The following is a 13047-nucleotide window of genomic DNA, read 5'->3' on the forward strand; positions in this document are numbered from 1 at the left end:
CCGGCAGGCTGACGACACAGCCTGCCGGGCCTCTCCGGCCGGACTCACACGGGCGTTCCCGCGCCCTACTTGATCCAGGCGTCGACCTTGTCGCGGTTGGCCTCGACCCACTTCTTCGCCGCGGCCTCGGGCGCCATCTTGTCCACCGCGATGTACTTGGCCACGGTGTTCTGGTCGTCGTTCGTCCAGCTGAAGTTCTTCACCAGGTCATAGGCCGGGCTGCCCGACTTGGCGAACTTCGCGCTGACGATCTTGTCGAGTTCGTACACGGGGTAGTCGCAGGCGACCTTCTCCGCGTCGGCGTCGCAGCCCTCCTTGTACTCGGGAAGGCCGACCTTCTTCAGCGGCACCTCGGACAGGAACCACTGGGGCTCGTAGAAGTAGCCGATCACCCATTGCTTGTTCTTCTCGGCGTTGCGGTACGCCTGGATGAGCGCGGTCTCGCTGCCCGCGTACACCACCTTGAAGTCCAGCTTGAGGTTCTTCACCAGCGCCTCGTCGTTGGTGACGTACGAGGGGTCTCCGTCGAGGAGCTGGCCCTTGCCCCCCGACTCCGAGGTCTTGAACTTCGACGCGTACTTGTTGAGGTTCTTCCAGTCGGTGATGTCGGGGTGCGCCTTCGCCAGCCACGGCGGCACGTACCAGCCGATGAGGCCCTTGTTGCCGGTCGGACCGGCCTCGACGGCCGTCTTCTGATCGGTGATGTACTTCTTCTTCAGGTCGTCGTGGCCCCAGTTCTCCACGACGGCGTCGACCTCACCCGTCCCGAAGCCCTGCCAGGCGATCTCCTCCTTGAGGTCCTTCTGCTCGACCTTGCAGCCCAGGTCGTGCTCGGCGACGTAGGCGAGGACAGCCGCGTTCGCCTCGTAGCCCACCCACGGGTTGATCGCGAGGTTGAAGGTGCCGCACTTGCCCGAGCCGGCGGAGCCTGCCGCGCTGTCGTCACCGACCTTCGCGCCCCCGCAGGCCGTGAGGGTGAGGCCGAGGACGGCCAGGCCGGCAGCGCCGGCTCTCCAGTGTCGTGCCATGGTGAGGTGCTCCTTATGCGCCGGCGCGGCGAGCCGCTGCCTGAGTGATCCGGTCGAACATGACTCCGAGCAGGACGATGGCGAGTCCGGCAGCCAGGCCCTTCCCGTACAGCTGGCCCTGCGAGAAGCCGGCCACGACGTCGTAGCCGAGGGCGCCCGCTCCCACCAGGCCGCCCACCACGACCATCGACAGTACGTAGATCAGGCCCTGGTTGGTCGCGAGGGTCAGGGCTCCGCGTGACATCGGCAGCTGGACCTTGGTGATGATCTGCCAGGTGTTGCATCCGGTGGACATGGCCGCTTCGACGGTGGTCCCGGGCACGGCCCGCACACCGTCGGCGATGATCTTGATGGCGACGGGTGCCGCGTAGACGATCGCGGCGACGATCGCCGTGAACCGTGTCGCGCCGAACAGCGCGAGGAACGGCACGAGATAAACGAACGGCGGCATGACCTGGGCCGCGTCCAGGGACGGCCTGAGCAGCCGGTCGACGAGCGCGCTGCGTCCCATCCAGACGCCGAGGACGACGCCGAGCAGCATCACGAGCACGGTCGCCACCGCGGTGGACGCCAGGGTCGTCATGGCGTCCGACCACACACCGGTGCCGATGAGCAGGCCCGCGCACACGGCGGTGGTGGCCCCGGCGGGCCATCCGCCGAGTACCGTGCCGAGCGCGACGAGGGCGGCGCCCACGAGCCACCACGGGGAGTCGGTCAGCAGGGTCTGGAAGGGGTTGAGCAGGCCGTTGGTGAGGACGTCGCGGAAGGCGTTGGTCAGGCCGGAGAGGTGGTCCTGTGCCCAGGTGGTCACGTCGGTCGCCGCTCTGGCGATGGTGCTTCCGGTGCTGCCCTCGCCGGGGAACTCGGCCGCCCACAGGTACGTGTGCGACAGGTACACCAGGACCGCGGCCGCCACTCCCCCGGCCACCAGCAGGTGCCGCCGCCACTTGAGGAAAGGACTGTCCGAGCCCCGCGCCGTGTCCGCCCGCCCGCTCGCGGCGGTGGTGACCCGGTCCAGCACGATGGCCATCACGACGATCGCCAGTCCGGCGTTGAAGGCCGTGCCGACGTCCAGCGACTGCAGGGCCTGGACCACGGTCGCTCCGAGGCCGGGCGCGTTGATCAGGGCCGCGATGGTCACCATGGCCAGGGCGGCCATGATGGTCTGGTTGACGCCCATCACCACGGTCCGTTTGGACATCGGCAGCAGGACCTTCAACAGCGCCTGGCGCCGTGTCGCGCCCATCGAATCCGCCGCCTCGACGGTGGTCTCGGGAACCGAGCGGATGGCGTGGGCGGTGATGCGGATCGCGGGCGGTGCCGCGTAGATGGCCGTGGCGATCGTGGCGGAGGCCGGACCGATCAGGAAGAACAGGGTCAGGGGCGCCAGGTAGACGAAGGTGGGCATCGTCTGCATGAAGTCGAGGAACGGCGTCACGATCCGGTTGAACCGGTCGGACAGCCCGGCCCACACCCCGAGGGGAAGGGCGAACAGCAGCGCCACGAAGACCGCGGAGAGCGTCAGCGCCAGCGTGTCCATGCTCTCCTGCCAGAGCCCCTGCAGGCCGAGGAAGGTGAAACCGGCGACGGCGAGCAGTGCCACGCGCCAGTTGCCCACGGCCCACGAGACGTAGCCGACGACGCCCACGACACCGAGCCAGCCGATCTGCGGAACCGGGCGGCCTGCGGTCGGTTGCGAGATCAGCTCCTGCACGAAAGTCACCAGGGAGTCGATGACCAGGCGGATCTCGTTGAAGAAGTAGAGGAAGAGCGGGTTGGAGTTGCGGTTCGCGCCGATGGAGTCGTTGACGTCGTTGAACCACCGGTGCAGGTCGGTCAGATCGGCCGCTGCGAGGGACAGGGTCTGCCTGCCGCGCAGCACGACGAAGAGGACGAGCCAGACGACCAGGATCGCGGCCACGACCGTCGCGCGGCTCACCGTGCGCGCGCGCCGGGCGGGAGCGGGCGGCTCCTCGCTCCCGGTTCTCTGCGGCCTCTGCGTCTTCTGTACGGCGACCGTCATCACGCGTCGCCTTCCTGCCCGGCGACCACCGCGAGGATCTCGTCGTCACCGACGATGCCGAGCAGCTTGCCGTTCTCGACGACCTTGGCCGGCTTGTCGGCCGCGAGCACCGCCCGCGTGGCCTCCTTCACCACGACGTCCGGGCCCAGCTCCGGGCCGTCCAGTGGGTCGTCCGGCTCCACCGGACGCATGATCCACCGCAGGGTCAGCACGTCACCGCGGGGCACGTCCCTGACGAAGTCGCGCACGTAGTCGTCGGCCGGGGCGCCGACCAGTTCGTCACCGGTGCCGCACTGGACCATCCTGCCGTCCCGCATGATGAGGATGCGGTCGCCCAGCCTCAGCGCCTCGGACAGGTCGTGGGTGATGAACACCATCGTCTTGCCGACCTCGTGATGCAGGCGGACGACCTCGTTCTGCATGTCCCGGCGGATCAGCGGGTCGAGCGCGGAGAACGGCTCGTCGAACAGGAGCACGTCGGGGTCGCCGGCCAGGGCGCGGGCGAGTCCCACGCGCTGCTGCATGCCGCCGGAGAGCTGGTCGGGGTAGGAGCTCTCGTAGCCCGAGAGGCCGACGAGTTCGACGACCTCCAGCGCGCGCTTGGTGCGCTCGGCTCTGCTCATGCCGCGGATCTCCAGACCGAAGGCCACGTTGTCGACGACCCGGCGGTGCGGCAGCAGCCCGAAGTGCTGGAAGACCATGGAGAACTTGCTGCGGCGCAGCTCGCGCAGGCGGCTCGCGTCCGCATCGCGGATGTCCTCGCCCTCGAACAGGATCTCGCCGGCGGTGGGTTCGATGAGCCGGGTCAGACAGCGCACCAGGGTGGACTTGCCGGAGCCGGACAGGCCCATCACGACGAACACCTCGCCGGGCGCGACATCGAAGTTCACGTCGCGCACGGCGGCCGTGCACCCGGTGCGGTCCATCAGTTCGCGGCGGGAGAGTCCGCGCAGTTCCTCGGATCCTGGCACCTGGGCCGCCTTCGGCCCGAACACCTTCCACAGCTCGCGTACGGAGATGACGGGAGTGGGCGCCGAGTCCTGGGGGGTGTCGCGCCGCCGCGGCGCCTCGGTCGTTGCTGGGGTCATGTTCGACCTCTTTTCGGCGTTCAGCCGCGGAACCAGTGCTGCGGCCGGGGTTGGATGTTCTGCCAGATGTGTTTGGGCTCCCGGTACTCGTCCAGGCCCGTCGGTCCCAGCTCCCGGCCTACGCCGGAGTGCCCGAACCCGCCCCATTCCGCCTGCGGCACATAGGGGTGGTAGTCGTTGATCCACACCGTGCCGTGGTGCAGCCGGCGGGCGACCCGCTGGGCCTTGCCGGCGTCCTGCGTCCAGACGGCGCCGGCGAGTCCGTACTCGGTGTCGTTGGCGATGCGTACCGCGTCGTCCTCGTCGGTGAAGCGCTCCACGGTGAGGACGGGCCCGAAGGACTCCTCGTGCACCACGCGCATGTCCTGACCGCACGCGTCGAGCACGGTCGGCGGGTAGTAGTGGCCGTCGGCCAGGGCCGGGTCGTCGGGGCGTGCGCCGCCGCAGCGCAGGACGGCGCCCTCCGCGAGTCCGGCCGCGACGTACGCCTCGACCTTCGCCAGGTGCTGGGCGGAGATCAGCGGGCCGGTGTCGGCGTGCGGGTCGAAGGGGCCGCCGAGGCGGATCCGCCGGGCGCGGCGGACCACCTCGTCGACGAACCGGTCGTGCAGCGCGTCCTCGACGATCAGCCGTGCACCGGCTGAGCAGACCTGGCCCGAATGCAGGAAGACGGCCGTGAGCGCGAAGTCCACGGCCGTCTCGAAGTCGGCGTCGGCGAAGACGACGTTGGGGTTCTTGCCGCCGAGCTCCAGTGCGACCTTCTTCACGGTCGCGGCGGCGGTGGCCATGATGCGTCTGCCGGTGTCCAGGCCGCCGGTGAAGGACACCATGTCGACGGCGGGGTCCTCGGCGAGCGGTGCTCCCACCTCGGGCCCGGTTCCCAGGACGAGGTTGGCGGCGCCGTCCGGAAGTCCTGCCTCCGTAAGGGCCTTCATCAGCAGGATCGAGGTGGAGGGGGTGAGTTCGCTGGGCTTGAGGACGATGGTGTTGCCCGCGAGGAGTGCCGGGGCGACCTTCCAGCTCGCCTGCAGCAGCGGGTAGTTCCAGGGGGTGATCAGTGCGCACACGCCGATCGGCTCGTACACGACGCGGCTGACGGCGTCGTCACGGCCGGTGTCGATCACCCGGCCGGCGTCGGTGCCGCCGAGCCCTCCGTAGTGACGGAAGCAGGAGACGACGTCGGCGATGTCGTACTCGCTCTCCACGAGCCGCTTGCCGGTGTCCAGCGATTCGGCGCGGGCGAACGCGTCGGCGTCGCGTTCGAGGATGTCGGCGGTGCGCAGCAGGAGCGCGCCGCGCTCGCGCTCGGGGGTGCGCGGCCAGGGGCCTTCATCGAAGGCACGGCGGGCCGCGGCGATGGCCGCCTCGGTATCGGGGCGGGTGCCTTCGGACACGGTCACGGAGAGTGTGCCGTCGGCGGGGCAGCGGATGTCCCGGTGACCTCCGGCCACGGGATCCCGCCATTTGCCGTCCACGTACAGGTCTGCCACGTCGAGGCCCTTCGAGCGAACCGCGTTGCGCATCACGCATCGCATTGCTTGTGGTGGAACACTCTGGGAGAAGGCGGGAACGCACGTCAAGGGTTTGGCCGATGACGGTTCTGCCAAGGAGGCAACCCTGAGAACCCGACGCCGGCAGGCCCGGAGCGTCACGTCTCCGGGCCGGTCGGCTTCCTGAAATCTGCGGGTTACGCGGGTGCTTCGCGGTGCCGGTAGTACGCGGCGCGGGACGGCGGCAGCGGCTCCTTGCCGAGGATGAGGTCGGCGGCCTTCTCCGCGATCATCATCACCGGCGCGTAGATGTTGCCGTTGGTGATGTAGGGCATCACGGACGCGTCGACGACCCGCAGCCCCTCCACACCGTGCACGCGCAGGTCGGCCGGGTCGACGACGGCCATGTCGTCGGTGCCCATCTTGCAGGTGCAGGACGGGTGCAGCGCGGTCTCACCGTCCTTGGCGACCCAGGCGAGGATCTCCTCGTCACTCTCCACGGACGGGCCGGGCGAGATCTCCCCGGCGTTGTACGGGGCCATGGCGGGCTGGTTGAGCAGCGCGCGTGCGACCCTGACGGCCTCGACCCACTCACGGCGGTCCTTCTCCGTGGAGAGGTAGTTGAAGCGCAGCGCGGGGTGCTCGGCGGGATCCTTGCTCTTGATCTTCACCGAGCCGATGGCGTCGGAGTACATGGGTCCGACGTGCACCTGGTAGCCGTGTCCGCCGGCGGGCACGGATCCGTCGTAGCGGACCGCGACGGGCAGGAAATGGAACATCAGGTTGGGGTAGGCCACGTCGTCGTTGCCGCGGACGAAGCCCCCCGCCTCGAAGTGGTTGGTCGCGGCCGGGCCCGTGCGGAAAAGCCACTGCAGGCCGATGAAGGGGGCACGCCACTTGGCCAGGTACGGCTGCATGGAGACGGGCTGCTTGCAGGCGTACTGGATGTACACCTCCAGATGATCCTGGAGATTCTCGCCGACGCCCGGCAGATCGTGTACGACGTCCACGCCGAGCGCCGCGAGTTCCTCGGCGTTGCCGACGCCGGAGAGCTGGAGGAGTTGCGGGGAGTTGATCGCGCCTCCGCAGAGGATGACCTCACCGGCCCTCACCTGCTGCGGTCTGCCACGGCCACGCCGGTACTCGACACCGACGGCCCGCTTGCCCTCGAAGAGGACGCGGGTGACCAGGGCGCGCGTGGTGACGGTGAGGTTGGGCCGCTTCCGCACGGGCTTGAGGTACGCCTGCGCGGCCGACAGCCGGCGCCCGCGGTGGACGTTGCGGTCGAACCTGGCGAAACCTTCCTGTCGATAGCCGTTCACGTCGCTGGTGGGTGCGTGCCCCGCCTCCTCGGTGGCCTTGAGGAAGGCTTCGAAGAGCGGGTTGGTCCCCGGACCGCGTTCGAGGACGAGGGGGCCGTCGTGGCCGCGGAACTCGTCCTCCGGGTCGGCGGCCAGGCAGTTCTCCATCCGCCGGAAGTACGGCAGGCAGTGCGCGTAGTCCCAGCTCTCCATTCCGGGATCGGCCGCCCAGCGCTCGTAGTCCATGGGGTTGCCGCGCTGGAAGATCATGCCGTTGATGCTGCTGGACCCGCCCAGGACCTTGCCGCGCGCGTGGTAGACGCGCCGGCCGCCCATGTGGGGCTCGGGTTCGGACTCGTACTTCCAGTCGTAGAAGCGGCTGCCGATCGGGTAGGTCAGCGCCGCGGGCATGTGGATGAAGACGTCCCAGGGGTAGTCGGGTCTGCCCGCCTCCAGGACCAGTACCCGGTTGCCGGGATCCGCGGAGAGCCGGTTGGCCAGTGCACAGCCGGCCGATCCACCACCGACGATGACGAAGTCGTACTGCAAGTGAGCCATGAGGCCTCGTCTCGCTCGCGCCGTAGAGAATGCGCGGCATGCTAGTACCGGCATCTCTATGCGCACCAGGTTGCGGACAGCGCAACTTCAGATTTTCTGGTCCAGGCCGGTGACCTGCATCGCTGCCAGCTATGTTAATCACCCGTATAGTTGCGTTGTGAGCAACCACCATCCAGATACCGAAACGACAAGTGCGCCGACCGGTGGGGTGCAGTCGGTCGACCGGGCCATCACCGTGCTGGAGATCCTGGCCCGGCGCGGCGAGGCCGGCGTCAGCGAGGTGGCCGCCGAGATCGACGTCCACAAGTCGACCGCGTTCCGGTTGCTGGGCGCCCTGGAGGCGCGCGGCCTGGTGGAGCAGGCGGGCGAGCGCGGCAAGTACCGCCTCGGTTTCGGCATCGTCCGTCTCGCCGGCGCGGTCACCGGACGCATCGACATCACCCAGCAGAGCCGCCCGGTCTGCGAGCGTCTCGCCGAGGAGATCGGCGAGACGGTGAACCTCGCCGTGATGCAGGAGAAGTACGCGATCAACCTGTACCAGGTGCGCGGTCCTGGTGCCGTAACGGCGTTCAACTGGGTCGGTCAGCTGACGCCGCTGCACGCCACGTCCAGTGGCAAGATCCTGCTGGCCCACATGCCGGCGAAGGAGCGTGCCGCGCTGCTGTCGGACGCGGGCCTGAAGAAGATGACGCCGCGCACCCTGACCGCGAAGACGAAGCTGGAGAAGAACCTCGCCGAGGCGCTGGAGCGCGGCTACTCCTGGACGCTGGAGGAGTTCGAGGCGGGATTGCACGCCATGGCCGCCCCGGTCCGCAACCGGGACGGAGAGGTCATCGCGGCGCTCAGCGCCTCAGGACCGGCGTACCGGCTCACCGAGGACCGCATTCACGATCTCGCTCCGGTTCTGGTCAAGGGCGCGGACGAGATCAGCCACCGGATGGGCTATCTGGGCTGAGCCCGCCGCGCCGAACGCCCCGTGCACCGGGGGGGCGGCCGGGAACCGCCGTTACTGCGGTCTCCCCGCGCTCAGACGCTCCTGGACGAAGGTGTGGAACTCGCCGATGTGGTGCTCGCTGGGCACCAGGACGCCACCCTTGGCGTACAGCCGGGAGCTCATGGCCGGCTGGCAGCGCTCGCAGGCGTCGAAGTCCTGCCGGTTGACCCGGTCGAACAGCTCCACCGACCGGCTGACGTCCTTGCCGCTCTCGACGACGTGCTTGAGGTACAGCCAGTCGCACTCGACGATGGTGCGATCCGCGGCGACCGGGAACATCCGGTGGAAGATCACGTGGTCGGGCACGAGGTTGATGAACACCTGCGGCCGGACGGTGATCGCGTAGTACCGGCGGTCCTGGTCCTCGGTGACGCCCGGGATCCGGTCGAGGCCCTCTGAGCCGTCGACGGTGAAGCCCTTGACGTCCGCGCCGAACTCCGCGCCGTGTCCCACGTAGTACTGGGCGGCGTAGCCGTCGGCGAACTCGGGCAGCACTTCGGTGAGTTCGGGGTGGATGGTCGCGCAGTGGTAGCACTCCATGAAGTTCTCGACGATGAGCTTCCAGTTGGCCCGGACGTCGTAGACGATCCGTCTGCCGACCTCGAGGTCCTCGATGCCGTAGTGCTCGATCGACTCCGTGTCGCCGAGACGCGCTACCACGTCCTGCACGACCTCGTCGAAGGGGGGCGAGTTCTCGGCGAGGCACACCCACACGTAGCCGAGCCATTCGCGCGTCGCCACGGCTGCCAGGCCGTACTCGGTGCGGCCGACATCGGGCATCTTGGTGAGGTTGGGCGCCGCGACGAGTTTGCCCGTCAGGTCGTACGTCCAGGCGTGGTAGGGGCATTGGAAGGCGCGCTTGACCTCGCCGCTCTCCGCCGTGCAGAGCGTGGCCCCACGGTGCCGGCAGACGTTGAAGAAGGCGCGTACGGACCGGTCGCGGGCTCGGGTGATGAGGATGCTCTCGCGGCCGACTTGGACGGTCCGGAACGCCCCGGTGCCGGCGACGTCGGCGGAGCGCACGGCGCAGAACCACATCTTCTCAAATATGTGTTCCTGCTCCTGGGCGAAGGCCCCGGGGTCCGTGTAGGCGGAGCCGGGCAGGGTGGCGATGAGACTTTCCGGCAGGCCGGTCGAGGTCACAGTGCACTCCTCGGGGAAACGTCGTGGATCGGGCATGCACGCGCCGGGACGGGCTACACCGGACGTCGTCGATCAAGGAGCAGCGCCCTTTTCAGGACGTGTGGGCGGCGAGCTGCTTGCGCCAGCGCATGAACAGCCGGGGCTGGTTCATTCCGAGAACGGCGACCGGGTGCCCGGCACGCCGGTAGACGGCCAGGACGTTACGGTCGTCCGCGGCGCCTTCCTCGATCGTGACGCTGTCGGCACGGGACGCGTGGCCGGCGAACTGGATCTTCACGCCGTACTGGTCGGACCAGAAGTACGGAGGCCTGGGTACGCCCGGTTCGGACTCGCCCCAGGAGAGCAGGGCGGTGACCGCCGCGTCGGGGCGTTCCCGGGCACCGGTCCAGTGCTCGACGCGGCGGTGAGTGCCCGCGCGCGGGTCGTACCAGGAGGCGCAGTCGCCTACCGCGACCACCCCGGCCATGCTGGTACGGCCGTCCGCGCCGCACTTGACGCCGTCGTCGAGTGCGACGCCGGAGCCTGTCAGCCAGTCGACGCAGGGGCGGGCCCCGACACCCACGACGACGATGTCGGCGGGGATGCTGCGGCCGTCCTCCATCAGGACGGCGTCGACGCGGGTCTCGCCGCTCAGCCCCTTGACGCCGACTCCGCACAACAGGCGTACGCCGTGGTCGGCGTGGAGGGCGGAGACGATGGCGCCCATGGCGGTGCCGAGCGGTCCGACCAGTGGTGTGGACGCAGCCTCGACGATGGTCACATCGAGGCCGAGGGCGTAGGCGGTCGAGGCGACCTCGGCGCCGATGAAGCCGCCACCGATCACGACCAGACGACCGCCCCGGGCCAGTTCGTCCCGCAGGGCGCGGGCGTCGTCCAAGGTGCGCAGGGTGTGCACACCGGCCAGGCCTTCCATGCCGGGCAGGGTGCGGGCGGCGGCGCCGGTGGCGATGACGATGCCGTCGGCTCTCACCTCACGGCCGTCGGTGAGACGTACGGCGCGGGGGGCGGTGCCGAGTCCGGCGGCGCGCGCTCCGAGCAGCCACTCCGCCTGCAGGTCCTCGTCGTCCGGCTCCAGGGCCAGATCGGCCTCGCCGATGCCGCCGGCCAGGAACTCCTTGGACAGCGGCGGCCTGTCGTACGGACGGTGGAGCTCGTCACCTATGACGACCAGCCGTCCGTCGTACCCCTGCTTTCGCAAGGAACGCGCCGCTGACAGACCGGCCAGCGACGCGCCCACCACGGCCACCGTCCTCACGCGACGCCCCCGGCGAGCCGGGCGGCTATGCAGGGAGGCAGGTTGGGGGCTGCCGTGGACAGCCGGACGTAGATCATGCCGTCCTCGACGAAGACCTCGTGCGTGCGCACCGGGAGCTTGGCCGGCGGAGCGTCGACGGCTCCGGTCTTGAGGTTGAACTTCGAGGCGTGCAGCGGGCATTCGACCTCGCAGCCCTCCAGCCAGCCGTCAGCGAGCGAGGCGTCCTGGTGGGTGCATGTGTCGTCGATGGCGAAGAGTTCGCCGTCGTCGGTGTGGAACACCGAGACCGGCGGGTCGATGTCGAGCCTGTGGGCCTCGCCTCGGGGCAGATCCACGAGACGGCACGCGGGAATCATCATGACACCTCGGTGCGTATAGCGAAACGGATTGCGGTGAACGCAACGCCAGTTTGAGGTCGCCCACAAACCCTTGTCAAGGAGTTCACGGGTCGCTCGCCGCCCCTATTTTTCGTTGCGTGATACGAGACGCCCTGCGTCATAGGAAACGCAGGTCAGAGCTGGTCACCCCTCAGAAACGGGGTGTCGGCGACGGCGTCGCGCGCGTTCTCGAGTCGCCAGCGGGCGGTCACGCGCACCGCGTCGGCCGTCGAGGTGACGGCGTGGACGCGGACGCACCAGGCACCCTGCGTGGCGGCCAGGACCGACCCAGCGGAGGTGGCCACGTCCCGCAGGTGCGCGGGGCGGGGCCGTCCCGTCTCCGGGTCCCTCAGAAGGTGGCCCAGAAACGCCTTACGCGCCGCGCCCACCAGAACCGGGCGGCCGAGTGCGGCGGCGACCTCCCGGAGGCGGCCGAGGAGCCGCCAGTTGCGCTCGGCGTGCTTGGCGAACCCCAGCCCCGGGTCGACGATGAGACAGTCCGGCGGGATTCCGGCGTTCAGGGCCGCGTCGACTCTCACCCGCAACTCGTCGACGACGACGGTGACGACATCGTCGTAGACGGCGTGCGCCTGCATGCCGACGGAGTGCTGTCCGAGCCAGTGCGTCACCACACAAGGCACGCCGGCCCGCGCCATCAGCGGCACCATCGCCGGGCCGCGAGTCCGCCGGAGACGTCGTTGACCAGAGCGGCACCGGCCTCGAGGGCGCGGGCGGCGACCTCGGCCCGCATGGTGTCGACACTGACGGTGGCGCCCGCGGCGGCCAGTGCGCGGACGACCGGCAGCACGCGCCGCAGTTCCTCCTCCCCCGTCGGGCGCGTGGCACCGGGACGGGTCGACTCGCCGCCCACGTCCAGGATGTCCGCGCCCTCATCCAGCAGTGCGAGTCCGTGCGCGACGGCCCGTTCCGGTTCGAACCACCGCCCGCCGTCGGAGAACGAGTCGGGCGTGACGTTCACGATGCCCATCACCAGGGTCCGGTCCAGGCGGGGAAGACCTCGCAGGCAATGGGCGTGAGCGGCCCGGGCGACGGTGCTCATGCGGCGCCGGGCGGGTCGGCGGGGGGACACAAGGAAGTCTTCATGGGCTGCTCGACCTCGTTGCACATAGAGGAACAAAGTGCGATGTGGGCAACGAGTGTGGGGACGAGCGCGCGGCACTGTCAAGGCAGGTGGCACACCCCGGCCTCGTGACGGGGTCCGGACGCCGGCGCGACCAGCCGGGAGGACTTCGGCTCGGTCGCGTACCACTCCCGGTCCGGGTCGGACCCCCGGGTGATACCGGCGTCCGTACCGAAGCGCAGCACCGGTCCTGCGCCCCTGATGGGCCCGGACTCGGTGGTGCGGCGCGTCCGCCTCAGGAACGGTTCGGGCGAAGCGGTGGCGGCTTCGACGCCGTGCGCCGGAAGCCGGATGGTGCCGCAAGGGGCGCTGGGTTGCCGCGGGCGAGCCATGCGGTGAGCGCGTCGATGCCCGCGGCGGCCGGGTCGGGGCAGGGGTGCGGAGAGCACCCGACAGAGGTCGGCCTGGTGGATGCCGCCCCGCCGCGATGTGCTCGCGGATGCGGCGCATGCCCGCGGTGCAGGCGGCGCGGTCCGGCGACGACGTCCAGTCGCCGGGGTCCGGTCCCCGCCAGGCCCCGGGCTCGGGAGGCGGCTCCGGCTCGGGACGCGCATCGCCGCACCGGGCACAGACCGGGGGCCCTTCGAATCCTGCGATGGGTCCGGGCCGGGACGGCCGGGTGGGGCGCGTCCATGGGTATCGCTCGGAA

9 protein-coding genes and 2 pseudogenes are annotated in these 13047 nt (G+C 69.7%); 1 reads left to right on the forward strand and 10 read right to left on the reverse strand.

All coding sequences use genetic code 11. From position 1 onward, the window contains the following. Positions 1 to 65: 65 nt before the first annotated feature. The 5 genes from AB0937_RS37170 to betA all read right to left on the reverse strand — a co-directional run bounded on the left by AB0937_RS37170 (position 66) and on the right by betA (position 7488). A complete protein-coding gene (locus AB0937_RS37170) occupies positions 66 to 1028 on the reverse strand; it encodes an ABC transporter substrate-binding protein (RefSeq protein WP_366718419.1) in 963 nt (320 codons plus the stop codon). Between the two features lie 13 nt (positions 1029 to 1041). Then, positions 1042 to 3051, reverse strand: coding sequence for an ABC transporter permease subunit (locus AB0937_RS37175; RefSeq protein WP_366718421.1), 2010 nt, complete (start codon positions 3049 to 3051; stop codon positions 1042 to 1044). Continuing rightward, positions 3051 to 4139, reverse strand: coding sequence for a glycine betaine/L-proline ABC transporter ATP-binding protein (locus AB0937_RS37180; protein WP_366718423.1), 1089 nt, complete (start codon positions 4137 to 4139; stop codon positions 3051 to 3053). The genes AB0937_RS37175 and AB0937_RS37180 overlap by 1 nt, the downstream gene beginning before the upstream one ends. A 20-nt stretch (positions 4140 to 4159) precedes the next feature. Then, entirely contained in the window at positions 4160 to 5629 is a 1470-nt protein-coding gene (locus tag AB0937_RS37185; protein WP_366718453.1) for an aldehyde dehydrogenase family protein, read from the reverse strand. Between the two features lie 197 nt (positions 5630 to 5826). Further along, positions 5827 to 7488 (reverse strand): choline dehydrogenase, encoded by a 1662-nt coding sequence (gene betA, locus AB0937_RS37190; protein WP_366718425.1) that lies wholly within the window; start codon positions 7486 to 7488, stop codon positions 5827 to 5829. A gap of 208 nt (positions 7489 to 7696) precedes the next feature. On the opposite strand from betA, the gene AB0937_RS37195 reads away from it, so the two are divergent. Then, complete coding sequence (locus AB0937_RS37195; protein WP_366718455.1) at positions 7697 to 8443, forward strand: IclR family transcriptional regulator; 747 nt, start codon at positions 7697 to 7699, stop codon at positions 8441 to 8443. A gap of 51 nt (positions 8444 to 8494) precedes the next feature. On the opposite strand, the gene AB0937_RS37200 is transcribed toward AB0937_RS37195, so the two are convergent. The 5 genes and pseudogenes from AB0937_RS37200 to AB0937_RS37220 form a co-directional block, all read right to left on the reverse strand. Beyond that, the gene (locus AB0937_RS37200) at positions 8495 to 9625 is read right to left on the reverse strand and encodes an aromatic ring-hydroxylating dioxygenase subunit alpha (protein WP_366718427.1); all 1131 of its coding nucleotides are present in this window, start codon (positions 9623 to 9625) and stop codon (positions 8495 to 8497) included. 91 nt (positions 9626 to 9716) lie between these two features. Further along, positions 9717 to 10880 carry an FAD-dependent oxidoreductase gene (locus AB0937_RS37205; RefSeq protein ID WP_366718429.1) on the reverse strand — a complete coding sequence of 388 codons (1164 nt, stop codon included), beginning with the start codon at positions 10878 to 10880 and terminating at the stop codon, positions 9717 to 9719. Next, positions 10877 to 11239, reverse strand: a complete 363-nt coding sequence (locus AB0937_RS37210; protein ID WP_062931108.1) for a bifunctional 3-phenylpropionate/cinnamic acid dioxygenase ferredoxin subunit — start codon at positions 11237 to 11239, stop codon at positions 10877 to 10879. Before AB0937_RS37210 ends, AB0937_RS37205 begins: the two co-directional genes overlap by 4 nt. A 152-nt stretch (positions 11240 to 11391) precedes the next feature. Then, positions 11392 to 12317: pseudogene (folP, locus tag AB0937_RS37215) on the reverse strand (dihydropteroate synthase). Between the two features lie 122 nt (positions 12318 to 12439). Continuing rightward, positions 12440 to 12992, reverse strand: a pseudogene (locus tag AB0937_RS37220) (hypothetical protein); the annotation flags it as partial. Positions 12993 to 13047: the final 55 nt, after the last annotated feature.

Source organism: Streptomyces sp. NPDC047880, from assembly GCF_040706515.1.
Lineage (GTDB): Bacteria > Actinomycetota > Actinomycetes > Streptomycetales > Streptomycetaceae > Streptomyces.

Excerpts from the sequence above, each read along its gene's own strand:
- AB0937_RS37170 (WP_366718419.1), bottom strand. The coding sequence starts at position 1,028 with ATGGCACGACACTGGAGAGCCGGCGCTGCCGGCCTGGCCGTCCTCGGC.
- betA (WP_366718425.1), bottom strand. The coding sequence starts at position 7,488 with ATGGCTCACTTGCAGTACGACTTCGTCATCGTCGGTGGTGGATCGGCC.
- AB0937_RS37180 (WP_366718423.1), bottom strand. The coding sequence starts at position 4,139 with ATGACCCCAGCAACGACCGAGGCGCCGCGGCGGCGCGACACCCCCCAG.
- AB0937_RS37175 (WP_366718421.1), bottom strand. The coding sequence starts at position 3,051 with ATGACGGTCGCCGTACAGAAGACGCAGAGGCCGCAGAGAACCGGGAGC.
- AB0937_RS37210 (WP_062931108.1), bottom strand. The coding sequence starts at position 11,239 with ATGATGATTCCCGCGTGCCGTCTCGTGGATCTGCCCCGAGGCGAGGCC.